13 protein-coding genes are annotated in these 19,491 nt (G+C 69.1%); 11 read left to right on the top strand and 2 right to left on the bottom strand.

Annotated features, from left to right (window positions below; translation table 11 throughout):
- Positions 1 to 162: 162 nt before the first annotated feature.
- Together WME79_RS41050 and WME79_RS41045 are read left to right on the top strand one after the other, a co-directional pair.
- The gene (locus WME79_RS41050; RefSeq protein ID WP_437526370.1) at positions 163 to 1,161 is read left to right on the top strand and encodes a hypothetical protein; all 999 of its coding nucleotides are present in this window, start codon (positions 163 to 165) and stop codon (positions 1,159 to 1,161) included.
- Positions 1,151 to 2,335, top strand: coding sequence for an alpha/beta hydrolase family esterase (locus WME79_RS41045; protein ID WP_437526367.1), 1,185 nt, complete (start codon positions 1,151 to 1,153; stop codon positions 2,333 to 2,335). Before WME79_RS41050 ends, WME79_RS41045 begins: the two co-directional genes overlap by 11 nt.
- A gap of 179 nt (positions 2,336 to 2,514) precedes the next feature.
- On the opposite strand, the gene WME79_RS41040 is transcribed toward WME79_RS41045, so the two are convergent.
- On the bottom strand, positions 2,515 to 3,627 hold the full coding sequence (locus tag WME79_RS41040; protein ID WP_437526364.1) for a cellulose binding domain-containing protein: 1,113 nt from the start codon (positions 3,625 to 3,627) through the stop codon (positions 2,515 to 2,517).
- A 605-nt stretch (positions 3,628 to 4,232) separates the two neighbouring features.
- Here WME79_RS41040 and WME79_RS41035 point away from each other — a divergent pair.
- On the top strand, positions 4,233 to 5,321 hold the full coding sequence (locus WME79_RS41035; RefSeq protein WP_437526362.1) for an alpha/beta hydrolase family esterase: 1,089 nt from the start codon (positions 4,233 to 4,235) through the stop codon (positions 5,319 to 5,321).
- Positions 5,322 to 5,327: 6 nt separating this feature from the next.
- Here the strand turns inward: WME79_RS41035 and WME79_RS41030 are convergent, their stop codons facing one another.
- Positions 5,328 to 5,693, bottom strand: a complete 366-nt coding sequence (locus WME79_RS41030; RefSeq protein WP_437526359.1) for a hypothetical protein — start codon at positions 5,691 to 5,693, stop codon at positions 5,328 to 5,330.
- Between the two features lie 495 nt (positions 5,694 to 6,188).
- Here WME79_RS41030 and WME79_RS41025 point away from each other — a divergent pair, with 495 nt between their 5' ends.
- From WME79_RS41025 to WME79_RS40990, 8 genes are all read left to right on the top strand, one after another.
- Entirely contained in the window at positions 6,189 to 7,580 is a 1,392-nt protein-coding gene (locus tag WME79_RS41025; protein ID WP_437526356.1) for an MATE family efflux transporter, read from the top strand.
- Positions 7,581 to 7,815: 235 nt separating this feature from the next.
- A complete protein-coding gene (gene mxcH / locus WME79_RS41020) occupies positions 7,816 to 10,620 on the top strand; it encodes a TonB-dependent siderophore myxochelin receptor MxcH (protein WP_437526353.1) in 2,805 nt (934 codons plus the stop codon).
- A 92-nt stretch (positions 10,621 to 10,712) separates the two neighbouring features.
- Positions 10,713 to 11,468 (top strand): MotA/TolQ/ExbB proton channel family protein, encoded by a 756-nt coding sequence (locus WME79_RS41015; protein ID WP_437526350.1) that lies wholly within the window; start codon positions 10,713 to 10,715, stop codon positions 11,466 to 11,468.
- 2 nt (positions 11,469 to 11,470) lie between these two features.
- Positions 11,471 to 11,923 carry an ExbD/TolR family protein gene (locus WME79_RS41010; RefSeq protein ID WP_437526347.1) on the top strand — a complete coding sequence of 151 codons (453 nt, stop codon included), beginning with the start codon at positions 11,471 to 11,473 and terminating at the stop codon, positions 11,921 to 11,923.
- The gene (locus tag WME79_RS41005; protein WP_437526344.1) at positions 11,920 to 12,858 is read left to right on the top strand and encodes a ferric siderophore ABC transporter substrate-binding protein; all 939 of its coding nucleotides are present in this window, start codon (positions 11,920 to 11,922) and stop codon (positions 12,856 to 12,858) included. The genes WME79_RS41010 and WME79_RS41005 overlap by 4 nt, the downstream gene beginning before the upstream one ends.
- Positions 12,859 to 13,162: 304 nt before the next feature.
- Positions 13,163 to 14,353: a hypothetical protein gene (locus tag WME79_RS41000; RefSeq protein ID WP_437526341.1), complete on the top strand. Its 1,191-nt coding sequence runs from the start codon at positions 13,163 to 13,165 to the stop codon at positions 14,351 to 14,353.
- Between the two features lie 19 nt (positions 14,354 to 14,372).
- The gene (locus tag WME79_RS40995) at positions 14,373 to 15,260 is read left to right on the top strand and encodes an ABC transporter ATP-binding protein (protein ID WP_272102574.1); all 888 of its coding nucleotides are present in this window, start codon (positions 14,373 to 14,375) and stop codon (positions 15,258 to 15,260) included.
- On the top strand, positions 15,257 to 18,652 hold the full coding sequence (locus tag WME79_RS40990) for an ABC transporter permease (RefSeq protein WP_437526337.1): 3,396 nt from the start codon (positions 15,257 to 15,259) through the stop codon (positions 18,650 to 18,652). Before WME79_RS40995 ends, WME79_RS40990 begins: the two co-directional genes overlap by 4 nt.
- Positions 18,653 to 19,491 lie beyond the last annotated feature (839 nt).

Raw genomic sequence — 19,491 nt, 5'->3', positions numbered from 1 at the left:
GCGGCTTCCGTCACACCACAGCCCCCTGCGGGCCCCCCTTGGCCTGCCGCTCGTCGCCCCTCCCCGCGCCCGGGGGGTGTCGGGTTTGTCACTCCCCCCGCCGGCCTGTGTGGCGTTACTCTGTGGCGCGCAACGAGGCTTCTCGTCGATACTTATCAATTTATGACGGTAGAGCTGATTCATGCCATCGTTCGTCAGACCACCGTCCTCATCGCCCAGCTGGCGACCTCGGGCGGCTGGCGTGCCCCTCTGGCCCAGCTCGCAGACCAGGTGTTCCAGGACCTGGTCACCGAGCTCGAGCGGCAAGGCGTCAGCCGCAAGGTGGGCGCCGACATGTTCGGCATGGGGCTCCGGACGTACCAGCGCCGCGTCCGGCGGATCACGGAGAGTTCGGTCGAGCGCGGCCGCTCGCTCTGGGAGGCCGTGCTGGACCACATCCGCCGCCGGGGGATCACGCCGCGGGCCGAGATATTGAGGGCGTTCGCCGGCGAGGATGACGTCCTGCTTCGCGGGGTGCTCTTCGACCTCTGCGAGAGCCGCTTGATCTTCCAGGCGGGGCAGGGGGCTCAGGTGGTGTATCGCGCGGTGTCCGACGACGAGCTGGGCGCGCTGCGCGCGCTCCGCTCCGGCGAAGGCGTCGACGAGCTCGTCTGGGCGATCATCTATCGCGAAGGCCCGCTCGCGCGCGACGAGCTGCTGCAGCGCACACACATCGAGCGCGCGGAGCTCGACGCCGCCCTGGGGCGTCTCGTGGAATCGGCGCGCGTCGAGCGGACCGGGGAGGGCGCCGGGGCGACGTACAGCGCCGGGAGCCTCTACGTGCTGCTGGGCTCGCCCGTGGGGTGGGAGGCGGCGATCTTCGATCACTTCCAGGCGATGGTGAAGACCATCCTGTGCCGGCTGCGCGAGGATCGCTCCGCGCCCGGCCTCGGCGACCGCGTCGGGGGGAGCACCTATACCCTCGACCTGTGGCCCGGCCATCCGCACGAACAGCGGGCTTACGAGACGCTGGGGCGCCTGCGTGCCCAGCTGGTCGAGCTGCGCGAGCAGGTCGAGGCCTTCAACGCAGCGCACGAGAGGCCGGACAGGTACACGCAGGTCGTTCTGTACATCGGACAGTGCTTGATCCAGCAGGACAGCGGGGGCGGCGATGAGATCTAGGGTGGTCGTGACGGCGTGCCTCATCGCGAGCGTGATGGGCGGGGCGCTCCTCGGCTCGGCCTGCAGGGACATCGGGCCTCAAACGGGGAGCGAGACCAACTTTCTCAGGAGCTGTGATGCCAGCTGCGCGGACGGTCTCTCCTGCATCTGCGGCGTCTGCACGCGCGCCTGCTCGGTCGCCCGCGAGTGTACGGCGCTCGTCTTCGGCGCCGAGTGCGTGGCCGTGGCGGAGCGGCCTGCCGAGGCGGCCTGCGACGCGGCCGAGAGCGCTGCGTTCTGCGATATCTCCTGCAGCGGCGACGCCGACTGCGAGCCGCTCGGCGCGCCGTTCCGCTGTCAGGGCGGCTTTTGCCGAACGCCCGGCGATGGCGAGACGGCGACCGCCTGCCCGGCGATCACGCTTTCGCCCGGCGACAACGAGCGCACGGTGACGGTCGGGGACACCACCCGAAGCTACGTCGTTCGCCTCCCCGCGAGCTACACGGGCGCGAGCCCCATGCCGCTGGTGCTCGACTTCCATACGCTGGGCGGGACCCCGGCGGAGGAGGCCGAGGCCTCGGGGTACCGCGAGCTCGCCGACACCGAGGGGTTCCTCGTCGCGTGGCCGCAGGGCATCGACGGTGCGTGGAACATCGGTCCGTGTTGCACGACGTCGCGCGACGTCGATGACGTGGGGTTCGCGCGCGCCCTGGTCCAGGAGGTCCAGAAGGAGGCGTGTGTCGACCTCAAGCGGGTCTATGCCGTCGGCGTCGCGAACGGCGGCGGGATGGCCTACCACCTGGCCTGCAACGCCGCGGACGTCTTTGCTGCGGTCGCTCCCAGTGCGTTCGACCTTCTGGCGGAGTCGGAGCAGCCCTGCCAGCCGTCGCGGCCGGTGACCGAGATCTCGTTCCGGGGTACCGCGGACTTGCTGGTGCCTTACGAGGGCGGGCCTCAACAGGCGCCGAACGGCGCGAACATCACCTTCCTCGGCGCCGCCGGCACCTTCGAGAGGTGGGCCGAGCTGAACCAGTGCACGGGAGCCCCGAGCGCGGCGGACAGCGATGGTTGCTCGACGTACTCGAGCTGCGCAAACGGCGCGGAGGTGACGCTGTGCACCACGGAGGGCGGCGGTATGACCTGGGGGAGCCCCGAGATCGGGTGGGCCACGCTGAAGAGGCATTCGCTTCCTTGATCGCGTGACGGACGCCGGCTGTGAGGCCCAGGAGCGGCGCCCTCCGCCGCGCGCTCGCCGATTCCGGCGAGCGCTGGCTCGGAGTCACGGCCGCCGCGACGCTGCCGTGAGCTCCGAGCTCGATCCCCACCGGCGCTTGGCTCGCCGCGTGCGGGATCTGCGAGCGTGACGCCGCTCTCCTACTTGCCGAAGAAGCTGGCGGCCTGGTTGCCGAGCAGCTGCTGTCCCGCGCTGTTCGCGTGGCAGCTGTCGGCGGTCGTCCCCTGCCCGAGCGGGCCGAAAGAACCCGGATAGATCACGTTCAGCGTCGGATCGGCGGCCGCCTGCCGGGCGAGACGGTCGGTGAGCTCTGGGCCGCCTGGGCCTGCGAGGTCGCAGGTCCATCCGGAGTTGTAGAGCGGCTGACCCGTGATGTAGATGGTTGCCCCGGGCGCCGCGTGCTCGCGTGCGTTGGCGATCAGCTTCTTGACCTCATCGAAGGTCGCTCCGGCCCCTGAGAAGATGCACACCTGAACCCAGACTGCAGTGGGCTTGCCATACTTGGCCACCTGCTGATCGAACTTCTTCCAGGAGGCCGAGCTGGTATTCGTCCAAGTCTGGACGACATCGCCGTTGGTCCCATAGGGGGGCCACATCCGTTGGCCACCGACGGTCTGGTACCCCTGTGCGGTGTTCTCGGCCATCGAGCAACCGATGAAGCCCATCGAGCGCGGGGCCCCGCCGCCGGAGCCGCCGCTGCCGCCGGAGCCGCCGCTGCCGCCGCTGCCGCCAGCGCCTCCGCCAGCGCCGCTGGTCGCCGAGGAGCTAGAGGAGGAACTCGAGCTGCTGCTCGCCGAGGAACTCGAGCTGCTGCTCGAGGAGGACGTGGTCGTGCCTCCGGTGCTGCTGGCTGAGACGATGGTGGGCCGCCCGGTGCCGTTCGCGCAGAACCCCCACGACGTCGTCCCCCCCTTCGCGATCGCCCCGTTGTAGCTCTCGTTCGTGACGTTGAGCCGCCCGCCCGACGTCGTGGAGCGCGCGTTCCAGAGGTTCGCCACCGTCGTGCCGCCGAGATCGACGACCATGCCCCAGGAGGTCGTGGCGGCGGTGCGGCTGAGGTTCTTGACCGTCACGTTCGCGCAGTACCCGCTGCCCCACTGCGATTGAATCGTGAGCGTCGCGTCGATCATGCCGTCCGGGCTGGTCACGCCGGACTCGAGCGAGTCGCTGTCCTCCAGATCAACCGGCTCCATCGCGCATGCGAGCAGGCAGCAAGCGAACGAGAGAGAGACGTACCCAAGAAAGCGATTCATACGCATTGAGATTCTCCATGTCTGGAGCGGCCGGCTCGCGGGTTGTTGCTCAAGATAGATAAGAAGATCGGTGGTGCGCTTGCGAGCTCGGTCGATCCATGGGTCAGGTGTCAATGATTTCCGGTAAGACGAATTAATTCAGTTATGGTGTTCCGCGTGGCGTCGCGACGAACGCGATGTTCGTCGCTCGCACGGCCCGGGAAGGCGCCGATTCGTGAACTCTAGTGGGAGCTCGCGTGAGACGGGAAGTGACAGCTATGAGACGGGGGAGGGATGTCAAAAAAGGACGACGAGGGAGTGTCAGGGGAGTCACCCCCGCAGCGTGGCAATCTTGCCGCTTTCGCAGGGGTGGTTGGGTGTGGCAACTCCTCGTCGCGACGGCCACGCCTGCAGGGGCTGAAGGCCAAAGCCGGGCGACGCCGACCCAGCAAGAAGCGTTTGCCTTCGCTTCAACTTTCCGCCGAGCCGAGGCTCTCGGTCGGACAGGAAGCACGATGATGGCGCACAAGAGGGCTCGGAACAGCGACGCCCACGGGACAGCAGCTGCTCGGCAACCACGCTGTCGATTTCTTCGGTGAGCGGGATCCTACGAGGAGGTAGTTATCATGTCCAATCGCAAGGGTTGCCACTGGGTGCTCGGAGCGCTCGTGGTCGGTGTCGTCCCGTCCTGGCTGGCTGCGTGCACGACGTCGACGGACAACGTCGGTGAAGGGAGCGGCGGAGCCACCTCCGCCACGAGCGGCCAGGGCCCGAGCGGCACCGGTACTGGAGGCGCGGGAGTCGGGAGCGGCACCAGCGGCGCGGGAGAGACCGCGAGCACGAGCGGCGGAGGCACGACCGGAAGCGGCGGTGCGGGGGCGACGGCCGGAAGCGGCGGTGGCACCGGCGGGTCGGGCGGGGATGCCAGCGCGCCGTGCCCCGCCTCCGCCACGCTGAAACCCGGCGACACGACGGTGAAGATCACGGTGGATGGGCTAGAGCGCTCGTTCCTCGTTCACGCCCCACCGGGCTATGATGGCGTGACCCGCGCCCCGATCGTGTTCGATTTTCACGGGCTCAGCGGCAACAGCAACCAGCAGAAGAACCTCTCCGGCTGGGATGACGTCGCCGACGCCGAGGGCTTCCTCGCGGTCTACCCTCAGGGGGTCTCGAACGCGTGGAACGCCGGGCTCTGCTGCGGTGACGACGCCGACGACGTCGCCTTCGTCAGGGCCATCATCACGAAGCTGGAGAGCGAGGCGTGCATCGACACGAAGCGCGTCTACGCGTCGGGTTGCTCGAACGGCGGCGGCATGTCGTACAAGCTGGCCTGCAAGGCGGCCGACGTCATCGCCGGCGTGGCGCCGGTGGACTTCGACTGCGTCGACGGCGCCGGGTGCGGGGACTGCTCTCCGACGAGGCCCGTCACGGTGGTCCAGTTCCGCGGGACCAACGATTCGCTGGTGCCGTACGATGGCGGCAACGCGTTCGCCGGTGCCAAGGAGAACTTCGCGACGTGGGGCGAGCTCAACACGTGCACCGGCTCGCCGGCAGCGCTGTCCGAGCGCGCGGCGTGCGAGACGTATCCAACGTGCGGAACCGGCGCAGAGACCGTCCTCTGCACCGTTCAGGGCGGCACGCACTGCGGCAGCTACAACTCCTTCATGATCCCCGAGCTCGCCTGGCAGGTCCTCCAGCGGCACGCGCTTCCGTAGCCTCGCTCACCACCAGCCGATGTCCTGGATGACGGTGCCGACGTCGCCGTACCGCACGATCGCGCGGTTCTGACGGATCTCATAGGACTTCGGCGAGCTGTTGACGATGTCCTGATCGAAGGTGTGGCACTCGAGCTTGTAGGTGCCCGCGCCCTGCATCAGCGCGCCCTTCAGCTTGATGTACGTCTCATTGCAGCGGCTCCTGAGCCGCAGGATCGCCTCCTGGGAGGCGTCGATGAGCAGCTCGAGGTGGACCGTCTTCTCCTGCTTCGGGTGCGACGCGTCGAAGGCGAGATTGACGATGACGCCGGCGTCGAGCAGCGCCTCGATATCCGACTTGGAGAACATCTCGTAGACCATGAGCTTTGCCATCGCGCGCTCCTTCCAGGATGTGCTCGTAGCTATGTACTACGGCGCGCAGCCCCGGGCCGAGGATCCTCGCGCAGCGTGACGCCGGAGCCCCGCGATCGCCCTCGGGCAACGGGGGCCGGCCGCTGCGCGCTCCGTGGCCGAGCGGCAGAAAATCCCTTCAGATCACGGTCGAAATGCTGCTCCCGCCGGTCGCCCCATGCGATGAAAATAAAAATCAATTGCATCTGCGCCAGCTCGTATGCTAGGAGATAGCAAGCACGCTGGAGAGGGAGGCGCAGGGGCGCGGTGTGCCCTGGGGCTGCCTGTCGGATCGCGTTCGTCCGAGGAGGTGGCGTCGTGGGCACCTTAGCGCCTGCGGACGCTCACGTCTGCGCTCTCGATGTGGGGACGTCATGAAAACAGATTTCTTCCAGCTGCGTTGTAGTTGCGCACGTGGGGGCGGCGCGGTTCCAGCCGTGTGGAGTCGATGACACCGAATCGACGGAGATCTGTGCCATGAACGATAGAGACACGCAGAAGCAGTTCATCCTCGAGGGGAAGCTGACGAGAGTGATGTGGGAGCTCTCGTGGCCGGCGGTGCTGGCCATGGTGCTCTACGGGCTCAACGCCTTCCTGGACGCCGTGTTCGTGGGCCAGCTGATGAACAAGAGCGCCCTGGCCGGCGTCGGCATCGCCTATCCCTTGTCCCAGATGACGCTCGGCCTCGGCAGCCTGGTCGGGACCGGCGCGGGCACGGCGCTCAGCATCTACCTGGGCGCCGGCGACAAGAGCAAGCTCCACAGCCTGCTGGGCAGCGTGAACGGGCTGTCGCTGCTCCTCAGCTTGCCTTACACCGTGCTCGCCTACGTGTTCGCAGAGCCGCTGGTGCGCATGATGGGCGGCACCGGGGAGATCCTCGCGTACGGCACCGAGTACTTCAAGGTGACGGCGCTCGGCTCGGTGTTCTGGGTGCACGGCCTGGCCGTGAACATGACGGTGCGCGGCGAAGGCAAGATGAAGACGGCGGCGTGGATGATCTCCCTCGGCCTGCTGGTGGATGTCATCCTGAAGCCGCTGTTCATCCACACGTTCGGCTGGGGCGTGCAAGGCGCGGCGTGGGCCACCAACGCGGCGATGTTCGTCTACTCGGCCGTGGGGCTCCTGTATTTCGCGAGGGGGCGCGCCTCGTTCGACACGGCCTGGCGCACGATCCGCGTCGATCCGGCGATCCGGAAGCAGATCATCTCGCTGGGCATGCCGGGCATGATCTTGACCATCATGGGCATCGCCCAGAACGTCGTTGTCTACAACGCGGTATCGGGCCAGGGCACGGAGAACGACGTCGCCTTCTACGCCGCCTGCAACCGCCTCTTCCTGTTCATGCTGACCCCGATGCTCGGCCTGATGCGCGCCTTGCAGCCGGTGGAAGGGATCAACTACGGGGCACAGCGCTACGTCAGGGTGAAGCGGGCCTTCAGCCTCTTCGGGCTCGCCGGGGTCGCGTTCGTCCTGCCGTTCTGGCTCGCGATGATGCTCGCCCCGAACGCGGTCCTCGGCTTCCTGCTGCCGGGGTCCGAGTTCACCGCGCAACAGGTGCTCGATTTCCGGATCTACATCGTCGTGCTGCCCCTTCTGCCGTATGTCTTCAACGCGCTGGTGCTGTTCCCCTGCCTGGAGCGGGCGAAGCTCGCGAGCGTGGTCGCCCTCCTGAGGCAGGTGGTGCTCTTCATCCCCTTGATGTGGCTCCTCCCGAGGCTCGTCGGGGTGAGCGGTGTCTACTGGGGGACCACGGCCATCGACGTGGCGATGTTCCTCCTCGTGCTCGTCATGGTGAATCGAGAGTTTCGCAGGCTCGACGGGCGCGACGTCGAGACGAGCTCCGCGCTCCGGGAAGCGCCCGCTGGCTGAGCCCGGCCCGGCCTCCGAGATCTCCCGCCGGCCCGCGGCGATCACCCGGTGATCGCCGGGCAGCAGCACGCACCGGCCGACCCACCCGCGCGGCGCCCTCCCCGCGCGCGATGTCCCCTCCTCCCTTGCCCGCCCAGAGAGCCCGCGCGGATCGCCGCGCGCGGCCACGAACAGCATCCAAAGTACACATGCAAAAGTGTTGCAATAGGTTCCGGGTTGCTATAGATGAAGCCGCATGAACACCGAGGCACCCGCGCGTCGAGGCCCTTCGCGCCCGTCCCGGGCGCGAAGGGGCGCCGGTGCCGCCGCGCTCGTCGCGGCCGGTGCTCTGCTCGCGGGCGGTGCCGCGCACGCGCAGGACGCCGGCGCGGCTTCGCCGGCGGAGCCGCCCCGGGACGCCGCGCCGGACGGCGACGCGCCTCCGGCCGCCGCGGATGAATCACGACAGGCGCCGGAGAATCACCCGCCGGTCCTCAACGCATTCGTCGAGGCCGATTACCCGGCGGCCGCTCTCGCGCAAGGCCTCGAGGGGACCGTCGTGCTGAGGCTCAGCATCGAGGCGGATGGGCGGGTGTCGGCGGCGGACGTGGCGCAGGCCGCGGGGCACGGCTTCGACGAGGCGGCGCAGGCCGCAGCGCAGCGATTCCTGTTTTCGCCTGCGCGACGGGGGGACACCCCGGTCGCCTCCCGGATCCTCTACACCTACGAGTTTCACCTCCCCAAGGCGCCTGTGAGCGGCGCGCTCCGCGGGCGCGTGCTCTTGCCCGGCGCGAGCTCGCGCGGCGTCGCCGGCGCCGAGGTGCTCGTGCGGCACCAGGATGGCAGGGCCGAGCGAACGCGCACCGACGGCGAGGGCCGCTTCCAGATCGAGGGCCTCGCGCCCGGGCCGTGCGTCGTGATCGCCGAGGCGAGCGGCGTCGGCCGGGCCGAGGTCGAGACCGAGATCGCCGGAGCGCACGTCGCCGAGATCGCCTTGCGGCTCGTGCAATCCGGCGAGGAGGCCCCGATCGAGGTGACCGTGCGCGGGCCGTCGGAGGCCGAGCGGCACCGGCAATCGGCCGAGGCCGTGACGGTCGTCGAGACGGACCGCATCCAGCGGGAGACGTCGGACATGGGCGAGGTGCTCGCGCGCACGCAGGGGGTCAGCGTGCGCCGCGAGGGGGGCCTCGGCTCGGCCACGCGCTTCTCGCTGAACGGGCTGACGGGCGATCAGGTGCGGTTCTTCCTCGACGGCGTGCCGCTCGATCTGGCCGGCTATCCGTTCGGCGTCTCGAACGTGCCGGTAGGCCTCGTCGAGCGCGTCGAGATCTACAGCGGCGTGGTCCCGGTGCGCCTCGGCGCCGACGCCCTCGGCGGGGCGGTCGACCTGATCACCGATCAGGATCTCTGCGAATCGCGCGCCGGCGCGTCCTACGAGGTGGGCTCGTTCGACACCCACCGGGCGGCGCTCGCCGGCAGCCACCTGCACAGGCCGAGCGGCTTGTTCGCCCGCGCGAGCGGCTTCTTCGACTATGCGAAGAACGACTACCCCGTCGAGCTCGAGGTCGAGGACGAGCGCGGGCGCTTCTCGCCGGCGCGCGTCTACCGCTTTCACGACGCATACCGCAGCGCGGGAGGCCACGTGGAGCTCGGGGTCGTCGATCGGCCGTGGGCGCGGCGCTTGCGCCTGCGCGCGTTCGTGACCGATTACGACAAGGAGTACCAGCACAAGCTCGTCATGAGGGTCCCGTACGGCGGCGTGACGTACGGGGAGACCTCGGCAGGCGTGAACCTCCGTTACGAACAGCCGCTGGGGCGCGGCGTGTCGCTCGACGCGGTGGGCGGCTATGCGTACGTCCGAGGGCGCTTCCTCGACGTCGCGACCTGCGATTACGACTGGATGGGACGCTGCGACCCCGAGGGCAGCGAGCCTGGCGAGACCGACGCTGTCCCCCACGACCAGGTCTTCTCGGACCATTCCGCCTTCGCGCGCCTCAACGTGGAATGGCGCATCCAGCCGTCGCACGCGGTCCGCCTGGCCATCGCGCCGACCTACGTGACACGGACGGGTGATGAGCGCCTGCAAAGGGATGCAGATAGCCCCGATCCGCTCGCCGACCGCCGCAGCGTGCTCGCGCTGGTGAACGGCCTGGAGTACGACCTCGACCTGTTCGAGGACCGGCTCGAACACCTTCTTTTCGTCAAGCAGTACGTGCAGCGCGTCGCGAGCGAGAGCTCGGCCGCCGGTGAACCGCCACGCGACCGCGACGGGAGCACCCACCGCTTCGGCATCGGCGACGCGCTCCGGTACAGGTTCACTCCATGGCTCTACGGGAAGGCCTCCTACGAGTGGGCGACGCGGCTGCCCAGCCCCGACGAGGTCTTCGGCGACAACACGTTCATCGCGGCCAACCTCGGGCTCGATCCCGAGATCAGCCACAACGTCAACCTCGGGCTCACCCTCGATGTCCGCGCGACGCCGGCGGGCGCCTTTCGTGCGATGGGCAACGGCTTCCTGCGCGCGGCGGATCGGCTGATCGTGCTCCTCGGCAACGATCGGGACCAGAGCTACGAGAACGTCCACGGCGCGCGGTCGCTCGGCGTCGAAGGCTCCGCCGGATGGACCTCGCCCGGGGAGCACCTCGCGCTCGACGGCAACGTCACTTACCTCGATTTCCGCAACACCTCGAGCGAGGGGGCGTTCGGCGCCTTCGAGGGAGATCGCATCCCGAACCGCCCGTACCTCTTCGCCAACGGCTCAGCGCGCCTGCTGTTTCGCCGCGTCTTCGCCGCGGAGGACGAGGTCGCGCTCACGTGGAACAGCCGCTATGTACACGAGTACTTCCGCACCTGGGAGAGCCTCGGCCGGCGTGACTCCAAGCAGGTGATCCCCTCGCAGCTCGTGCACTCGGCCGGGCTCGGATACGTCGTCCGGCGCGGCCGCGCGAGCCTGAGCACGTCGCTCGAGATGCAGAACCTCACGGATGAGCGTGTGTTCGACTTTTTCGGCACGCCGCGCCCGGGAAGGAGCTTCTACGTCAAGACCACGGCGGAGCTCTGAGCTCGAGAGGCAGGTGATGGGATGAACGGCGACATGACGAACCAACAGACAGGCCCTGCGGCTCGCGGAGCACACGAACTCGAGGAGATGAGATGCACACCGTTGTAGCCGTCAAGAACCTGCTTGTTCAGTCCGGCGCGTCCTGGGTCCTGTGGCTCCTGTTCGCGCTCTCGGCGGGCAGCATCGCCATTGCCATCGAGCGCTGGCTCTACTTCCGCTCGAAGGACGACGACGTGCGAGCGCTCGCCGCCGAGCTCGACGCCCACCTGTCGAACGGCTCGGTCGCCGCCGCGCTCGACGCGCTCCGGCCGATGCGATCGATCGGGGCGATCGTCGCCCGCGCGGGTCTGAGGCTAGCGCAGCGCGGGTCGGCCGCGGCGGACAAGGGGATGCAGAGCGCGATGGCCGCCGAGCGGAAGGCGCTCGAGGCGCGGCTCGCGTACCTCGGGACCCTCGGCAACAATGCGCCTTTCGTCGGCCTCTTTGGCACCGTCATCGGTGTGATCCTGGCGTTCGAGCAGCTCGGTCAGGCCACGGGGGCGGCGGGCGGCGGGGCCGCGAGCCAGGTCGCCTCCGCCGCGGTCATGGCGGCGATCGCGGAAGCGCTCGTGGCGACGGCCGTGGGCATCGGCGTCGCGCTGCCGGCCGTCGCCGCTTACAACTACCTGCAGCGCCGGATCGCCGCGATGCTCGACGACGCCGAGACGCTCTCGAACCTGGTGCTCGCCTATCTGGCCACCGGAGAGGCCGCGCAGCCCTCTCGTGTCGAATCCGCGCGCGCGGCCCACGGCGGCGCGGCGATCGACAAGCCGATGAATGGCGAGGCGTCTCGCCCGGAGGCGGCCTAGTCATGGCGAGCGCCGGGCAGAGCGCGAGATCCCGCCGCGGCGGGATCATCGAAGGGATCAACGTGACGCCGCTCGTCGACATCACGCTGGTCCTCCTGATCATCTTCATCGTCACCGCGAAGATCGTCGTCGCGCCCGCCGTCCCGCTGGACCTGCCGCACGCGTCGCAGAGTGAAGAGGTCCAGGCGGTGCTGAGCGTGGTGTTGCCCGCGGAAGGGCCTGTGCAGGTCGACGGAGCCGCGATCGACGACGCGGCGCTCCGCGAGCGCGCGCGGGCGGCCCTGTCGCGCGATCCGCAGCTCCGGGCCGTGATCCAGGCCGACCGCGCCGCCTCGCACGGCCGCGTGATGACGGTGCTCGACACGCTGAAAGCCGCGGGGATCGCGCGTGTCGCCTTCGGCGCTGTCCGCCCGGAGGCCGAGGCCCATGCGGCGGAGAGGACCGGCCACCCATGATTCGATCGGAGTTCCACCCCGAGAGCGTCGCCGGCATCGTCCTCGACGCGGCGCACGCCCACGCTCCGCCCCGGCGCGCGAGGGGACGAGCCCGCGCATTCGCCGCCGACAGCACCGCCGGGATCATCCTGGGGGCCGTCAAGGAGCATTCGGCCCGAGCGCTCGTGCTCGCGCTCATGCCGGCAGCCGTCATGCAGGGCACGGTCGGGATCATCGCGTTCCGCCTGGGACCGGACGACACGACGGCGAGCCAGAGCAAGGCTCGCCCGCCGCTTCAGGTGGAGCACGTTGTCGATCTGGCACCCCCGCCGTCGCCGCCGAGCCCCTCGCCGCAAGCGGAAGCTCCGGCGCCCAGGGCCGCCGAGCGTTCCCCCGCGCGCGCGGCCGCTCCTGCCGCTCCTCGGGCGCCTGCCGCTCCCGCCGCGCCTCCACCGCCCGCGCAGGCAGGGCAGGTCGCTCTGGCGGAAAACGGGGCTGCGCCGCTCGATTTCACCGGGTTCGACATCGCCGTTGGCCGCGGAGAGCGTTATGCCGGCGGCGTCACCTCCTCTGCGGGGACGAGCGCGCAGGCGGTGAACGCCGCGCGTGTGGACAAGAGCGCCGCTCCGGAGCGCCAGCAGGGAGGCCCCTCGCGCTCAAGGCCCGTCGGGCAGCCCGCGCGGGAGTGGAATTGCCCCTGGCCGCGCGAAGCAGATGCGCTCTCGGTGGACGAGCAAACGGTGGTCATTCGCACGGTCGTTCGTTCGGACGGCACCGTCGCCTCGGCGGAGCTCCTCTCGGACCCGGGATACGGCTTCGGCCAGATGTCGCTCTCGTGCGCCCGCAGGCAGCGATTCCTGCCCGCCGCCGACGAGGGAGGTCAGCTCATCACGGCGACGTCGCCGCCCATCCGCGTGAGGTTCACGCGACATTCGCGATCCACAGGCGCGCCCTGAAACGCCGATCACGTTGATCAAGCGAGAAATGAACCGCCAAGACGCCATAAGACGCCAAAAACACAAAATTCTTGGCGTCTTATGGCGCCTTGGCGGTTCGAAATTCTGCGCTTTTCAGGCAGTTTCAACCCCCTTTTCGCTCTGGCGAAGCCGGACGTGAGAAAGGAAGCAAGAGATGAACTCTTCAGGTACTACCAGGTCCCTCGAGGTCGAGGCCGCCGCACGCCCGAGCGCCCGGTACGGCGAGGAAGGGCGGCGGCTCATGGAACGATGCCGGAAGGGGGGCGCTCGCTGGGCTCTCGCGATGTCGTGCCTCATTGGCCTGCCGCTCATGGCGGGTTGCGGTAGCGACCCCGGGGAGAGCGGCGTCGAGGAGCCGGACGACGGCGGTCCCCGCTATGCCCTCGTCAGCCGCATCGAGGACAATGACTTCACGAACAGCACCGTGTTCGTCTGGGTGGTCGACGACCTGAGCGGAGGGGCCGTCCGCCTGGACGAGGCCATCGAGCTCCCCGGGAAAGGCTCTATCTGGGGAGTCCCGCAAACGGAGGTGTTCTATCTCGTGAGCTCCGAAGAGCTCACCGTCTCGAAATACAGGGTGGTCGCCGGCAAACCGGAGCTCGACGCTCGGCTCGGGCTCGGCGGAGCCGGGGTCTCCGTCCTCCTCGCGGAGAAGATGGCGTTCGACGGTCCGGACCGAGGCTTCCTCTTCGACCTCGTCTCGGGGCAGGTGATCGAGCTCGATCTCGCTGCCATGGAGATCACCCGGCGCATCGACGTGTCGGACGCGCGGATCGACGCCGCGGACTACACATTCCTCGGGGAGCCCAACCTTCGTGAGCACGGAGGCCGGCTCGTCGCTCCGCTGTACGGCGTGAGCGCGGCGTACGATCGCGTGGCCAGCGAGTCGAAGATCCTCTTCTTCGATCCGACCGACGGCTCGTTCGAGGTGAAGGCCGCCCCTTGCGGAGGCCTCCTCAATACGGTGAAGGCGCCGAGCGGAGACATCTATTTTTCCTCCGATCCGTATGTCGCCTCGATCTTCATGATCGACCCGGAGAGGGCTCCTGCGCCGTGCATGGCGCGCATGGCTGCGGGCCAGGACGAGCTCGACACCGACATCGTGGCGCTCAACGACGTGACCGGCGGACCGACCGGCGGCCTGGTCCCTGGCTCCGACGGCGTGGCGTACGTGCGCGTGCTGGACACCGGCAGCTTCTCGCCCGGCGCCGACGGCACCCATCTGGAGGCGTACGCGGCGCAGGACTGGCAGACGTGGCGCATCCAGCTCGACGATCCAGGGTCGGCCGAGCGCCTCGATCGCCAGCCGCTCGCCGGCGGCATCAAGGTGTTCGAGGTCGACGAACAAGCGTACGAGAACGAGTCAACGACAGGCTTCGAGTCGACCACGCTGGTGCGGACGACCGGAGACGGCGCGCCCGCGCGCGCGCTGACGATGCCTGGTGTCACGTGGAGCGTCTTGCGCGTGCGCTGAACAAGGTGCGGAGGGATCCATGTCCAACTCGAACGGGCTGATCGTGAAGGGGTTGACGAAGACGTACGCCAACGGCGTTCGAGCGCTGAACGGCGTCCACCTGAACGTCGGACCGGGGCTCTACGGGCTCCTGGGTCCAAACGGCGCGGGCAAGAGCACGCTGATGCGCACCCTCGCCACGCTCCAGACGCCAGACGCGGGGACGATCACGTTCAACGGGATCGACGTCATTGCGTCTCCCGACCGCCTCCGTCGCCGCCTCGGCTACCTTCCGCAGCAGATCGGCGCGTACCCGGGGGTGACGGGGCGGTCGCTGCTCGAGCGGTTCGCCTGGCTGAAGGGGCGCACGGACCGGCGCGAGCGCGACGCGGAGATCTCGACGCTGCTCGCGCGCGTCAACCTGAGCGACGTGGGCCACCGCGAGGTCGCGACCTACTCCGGGGGCATGCTGCGGCGGTTCGGCATCGCGCTCGCGCTCGTGGGATCTCCGCAGCTCCTCATCGTGGACGAGCCGACCGCTGGCCTCGATCCGGCCGAGCGCAACCACTTTCATCGCGTGCTCGCGGAGGTCGCTGCGGAGGCCGTTGTGTTGCTCTCGACGCACATCGTGGACGACGTGGAGAACCTCTGTGGGAGGCTGTCCATCGTCAACCGGGGGCGTGTGGTCGCCGAGGGAGCGCCGGCCGAGCTGACCGCGCCGCTCGCGGGCCGCCTGTGGACCCGGACGTACGCGCGGGGCGAGCCGATCCCCGACGACGCGCTCAACGTCTCACCCACGCCGAGCGGCACCCGCGCCGTCGTGGTGCGCGATGTGTCGCCCGGCGACGGCTTCGTCGCTCACGCGCCCAAGCTCGACGATGCCTATCACTACCTGCTGGCCGAATCGCGACAGGCGGAGGCCGCATGAGCTCGGCGCGCATCTACGCCGTCGAGGCGTGGCACGAGCTGCGGGCGGGGCTGCGTACCTCGCTCGTCCCGCTCATGTTCGTCGGCCTCGTCGGCTATCTGTTCATCATGCTCTCGAGCGCGGAATACCTGCGCGACATGGGCGGGGCAGACGTCGCGCGCAACAGCCCGCATGTGGTCTTCCTGATGACCTCCGGGCAATCGTTCTGGCTCATCTTTGCGTGGGCGTGGATCTTCGCGCAGGTCGTCACGAGGGATCGGGCGGCGGGGCTCCACGAGCTGGTGCTCTCCGCGCCCGTGTCGCTTCGCGGGCTGCTGATCTCGCGTTACATCGGCGCGGTCGGGCTCGCTTGCATCCTGGGCTCGGCGAGCTCGCTCGGTTTTCTGCTCGTCCCCGGGCTCGGCGCGCTCGGGGTGTTCCCGAAAGAGGCGATCGGGCCCACGCCGATCCTGGCGATCGCGTCGTCATGGGCGCTCTTCGTGGTGCCGTCGGCCATTGGCCTCGGCGCGCTCTACCTGACCGCGGCGCTCCGAACCCGGAGCACGGCAGGTCCATTCGCCGTGGCGGCGGTGGTGATCCTGATCTGGATGGTGGCCATGATCGTCCTGCGGGGCGGTGACCTGCACACGGACATCGCGACCGTGGTCGATGTGAGCGGCTTCGGGGAGGCGGAGGCGCAGACGAAGCGCTGGACGCCGCACGAAAAGGCGACGGCGCAGCTGGCCATGACCGCGCCGCTCCTCGTCAATCGGCTCCTCTGGAGCCTGGTCCCCCTCGCCATCCTGGCGTTCGCGCTCGTGCGGCACGGGCGCGAGGCGCTCGTGCTCGGGCGGGCCGGCAAGCCGTCGCCGGACGGCGAGGCGGCCTTTCGTGTCGCCGCGCCCATTGCCGCGGCGCTGCCGCCGATCACGGCGCCGTCATGGCTCCGCGCGACGCTGTCCGAGGCTCGCTGGCACCTCTCGCTGACGACCCGAGGGTGGGCGTTCCGCACAGCGGTCGCGCTCTGGACGCTCATGAACGTGGCAGGGGCCTTCTACCATGTGATCGGGCACGCCGAGGGGCCGCTGGTCCCACGGCCTGCGCTGCTCGCGCCGTTCCTCATCCGCCTTTGTTATGTGTTCTCTGTGTTCGCCGTGGCGGGGTTCGTGGGGGCGCTCGCTCGTCGAGATCAGCAATCCGGGTTCGATGAGATGATCGACGCGACGCTGGCGCCGCTCGGCACACGCGTGGTGGGCCGCGCCGTCGCCGCTCTCGTGTTGACGCTGGTCATGGCCCTGGCGCCGACGCTCTCGGCGTGGATCGTGACAGGTCTCACCCTACCTTCGAGCTTCGAGCCGTGGAATGCGCTGCTCGTGAACGCGCTTGTCGCTGCGCCCGCCTTGCTGGAGCTCGGCGCGATCACGTTCCTCGTCCACGCGCTCGTGCGTTCGCCCGGTACGGGTTACGCCGCATCGATGCTGGCTGCGTTCATCGCCCTCGTGAATCACGAGATCGACATCGTCTCGTATCCACCCGCGCAGGTAGGGATCCCGGTGCATATTGCCCTCTCCGAGCTTTCGGGGTGGTCGCCGTGGCTCGTGCAGGTGATCGAGATGGGCATCCTGAAGCTGAGCTGCGTCGGCCTCGCCGTGGCCCTGGCGTGGCTCGCCTACCCGCGCGGCACCGCCCTGAGAATGAGTGAACGATGGCGCGGGGCAGCGCGGCAGCTCGCCCAGGGCGCGGGAGCCCTGGCGGCCCTCAGCCTCTTTGCGATCGCTTGCTCAGCGACGATCTTGCACGAGCAGATCGTGGTGCAGAGCGGCTTTGCCTCGAAGAGCGAGGAGAACGCCGCCGATGCGGCCTGGGAAGCCCGTTTCTGGCCGGAAGCGTCGGCGTTCTCCGTGGAGGGAGGCGAGGTCGAGGCGAAGATCGCGCCGTCCGCGCGCACTGCCCACGTCCGCTGGACGCTGCGGGGAGTGCGGGCCAGCGCGGCGAAGCTGCACGGGAGCCTGCGCACCGGGATGGACATCGACAGCGCCCAGGTCGACGGCTCCCCTCGTGAGGTCGTCACGGCGAACGAGCATTTCATGGTCGACCTGGGCAGCTGCGCGCAGCGCGGGTGCGACGTCGAGCTCGAGATCACGATCGCATCGCCCCGCTGGTTCGCCGAGGGGGAGGCGCCGTGGCTGGATGGCTCCGGCGTGTGGGCGCGTGCAGCCGATCTCCTCCCGCGGCTCGGGCACGACGGAGAGCGAGCGCTGCGATCTCCATCCACACGCCGCGAGCTGGGGCTCGCGGAGCGCCCCGGCGCGCTCGACAGGAATGCGCTGGTACCCGCCCTCGCCGTGGCGCCGGCGGGCCTTTGGCGCTGGTCTGTGTCGTTCTCCGAGCAAGGCGCGAGCACGCCTGTCGAGGGGAGCACGACACAGGGCCTCGACTTCGCCGTGGTGTGGCTGCCCAGGGGGGCGGAGCTGAGACAGCTGCGGCAGGAGGGCATCACGGCGTGGCATGGCCCGTCCCGCTCCGATACGGCGCGTGAGGTCCTGGAGGACGTCCAGGCGATGGGCGAGTGTGTTCACGCGCGGCTCGGAGCCATGCCGGCGGTGACGACCGTCGTCCAGGCGCCACGCGACCTCGGTGAGATCCGGGCGCATGGGGCGGTCCTGTGGCTGCCGGAAGGGGACGGCTGGGACGTGGCCGCGTCCGGCGCTGGACGCCTGAAGCGGCGGGCTGCGGTGGCCGAGGCGCTCGCCGCGCGATGGCTCGCGGACCGCGCCGATCTGCGCGCGGAGCCGGGGGCGCGGTGGCTTATCAACGGCGTCGCGGGGTGGATCGGGCTCGAATGCGTGCGGTCGTCCGATGGCGGTGACGCGTGGCTCGCGCTCCTGGATCGCCGCAGCGATGACGTCGCGGATGCGCTCGGCGCCCTCGACGCGCCCGTGTCGGGTCTGGCCGATGACGGCGCGGCCAGCTGGGTCATGGCGTACGCCCCGCTGGAGACCCTCGCATGGGCGCAGGCCGTCGGAGACACCGAGGCATTGCAGGCAGCGACGCGGGTCGCCGATCTGGTGCGCTCCGGAGAACCGGTCCGAGGCGCGCTCGCGCGAGCAGCAGGCCCGATCATGGCCGACCGCCTCCTGGGTCCTCCCTCGGCCTCGGATGTGACCGTTGCGATCGCCGACGGCGGCGCGCTGGAGGCTCGCGGCGAGCGCTTGCAGTGGGAGAGGGGCGGCTGGCAGCCCGTCTCCAGCACGTTCGAGATCGTTCAACGCTTCTACGACGAGGAGACGCCGGCGCGGGTGACCCGCGTGCCGGCAAGATTGGAGAGCGATGCCCAGTTCGTCGTCTTCGACGCGTGGCCCTCATTCGAACGCTCGCCGCGGGACAACGCGTGGAAGGCAGGCCCGCATTGATGACGCGAGCCCGCGCCTGCACATCCTCGCGCGTCACGAGAATGAGGGCTGTGCAACGAACAGGTTTCGCTGCGGCATGGAGGACTCGTTGGCTGCGGTGGCGAGCGCTGAGTAGGGCGGCGCCTGACGAGCACATCATCGACTTATTTTCGTTAGACTTTCGATTGTGATCTGAGAGGTCGAATTCCTTCAGATCCGCTTAAATTCAGCGCGGAGGCGCCTCCGGGGAGCGATCGTGTCCGCCGCACGAATTCGCCGTCCGCCCGGCTTGACGCTGATGCAATTCGTATGTATATGCAAGACGTACGCAGCTTCAGGGTGTAGGCGATTCAGCGTCGTGCCTATCGGCGCTCGCGAGGCCACGCTCCACGGGGGTGGTGCCGCGAGCCGGGAGGGGTGCATTTGCGATAGCTGTCCATGACAGGTCGGCGTGAGCTCCGACCCGCAGATCGCGGGGACGGGAGCTGCGGCATTGTCATGTCGTGACGAGAATCTCGTCTGGATGGGGTGCGACCGCATGGGCCTGCGAATCCTCGCAGGACCTGCGGGGCGATGCTGGAAGGCGCGCGAAGAGGAACGCTTCGACCATCTGCCGCTCGGTCGACGTGTTTACCGTGACGCCTGTTCCCGATTCGAGGGCTCGCCACCCGAGCACGAATCGGGGGCGCGACCGTGGCTCGCGCCTGGAACACTGCGCGCAGCGAGCGGGACGTGGGCTGAACAGCTCACGTGCTCCTCCTGCGACTGACGTCTCAGTTGCGGCCTCTCGTACCAGAGGTGACATATGTTGCAAAAGCAACTTTTGTGTAAAAATAACAGGAGCGATGCGGAGCGACAGA

The sequence above is a fragment of the Sorangium sp. So ce726 genome (assembly GCF_051521405.1).
Lineage (GTDB): Bacteria > Myxococcota_A > Polyangia > Polyangiales > Polyangiaceae > Sorangium.
The sequence above is the reverse complement of the archived record's forward strand: the minus strand, read 5'-3'. Positions and strand labels throughout refer to the sequence as shown.

What these genes read in the sequence shown, in the direction of transcription:
- WME79_RS41000 (WP_437526341.1), top strand. Translation starts at nt 13,163, where the DNA reads ATGTCGTGCCTCATTGGCCTGCCGCTCATGGCGGGTTGCGGTAGCGAC.
- WME79_RS40995 (WP_272102574.1), top strand. Translation starts at nt 14,373, where the DNA reads ATGTCCAACTCGAACGGGCTGATCGTGAAGGGGTTGACGAAGACGTAC.
- WME79_RS41045 (WP_437526367.1), top strand. Translation starts at nt 1,151, where the DNA reads ATGAGATCTAGGGTGGTCGTGACGGCGTGCCTCATCGCGAGCGTGATG.
- WME79_RS40990 (WP_437526337.1), top strand. Translation starts at nt 15,257, where the DNA reads ATGAGCTCGGCGCGCATCTACGCCGTCGAGGCGTGGCACGAGCTGCGG.
- WME79_RS41050 (WP_437526370.1), top strand. Translation starts at nt 163, where the DNA reads ATGACGGTAGAGCTGATTCATGCCATCGTTCGTCAGACCACCGTCCTC.
- WME79_RS41010 (WP_437526347.1), top strand. Translation starts at nt 11,471, where the DNA reads ATGGCGAGCGCCGGGCAGAGCGCGAGATCCCGCCGCGGCGGGATCATC.
- WME79_RS41025 (WP_437526356.1), top strand. Translation starts at nt 6,189, where the DNA reads ATGAACGATAGAGACACGCAGAAGCAGTTCATCCTCGAGGGGAAGCTG.
- WME79_RS41035 (WP_437526362.1), top strand. Translation starts at nt 4,233, where the DNA reads ATGTCCAATCGCAAGGGTTGCCACTGGGTGCTCGGAGCGCTCGTGGTC.
- WME79_RS41040 (WP_437526364.1), bottom strand. Translation starts at nt 3,627, where the DNA reads ATGAATCGCTTTCTTGGGTACGTCTCTCTCTCGTTCGCTTGCTGCCTG.
- WME79_RS41015 (WP_437526350.1), top strand. Translation starts at nt 10,713, where the DNA reads ATGCACACCGTTGTAGCCGTCAAGAACCTGCTTGTTCAGTCCGGCGCG.
- WME79_RS41030 (WP_437526359.1), bottom strand. Translation starts at nt 5,693, where the DNA reads ATGGCAAAGCTCATGGTCTACGAGATGTTCTCCAAGTCGGATATCGAG.
- WME79_RS41005 (WP_437526344.1), top strand. Translation starts at nt 11,920, where the DNA reads ATGATTCGATCGGAGTTCCACCCCGAGAGCGTCGCCGGCATCGTCCTC.
- mxcH (WP_437526353.1), top strand. Translation starts at nt 7,816, where the DNA reads ATGAACACCGAGGCACCCGCGCGTCGAGGCCCTTCGCGCCCGTCCCGG.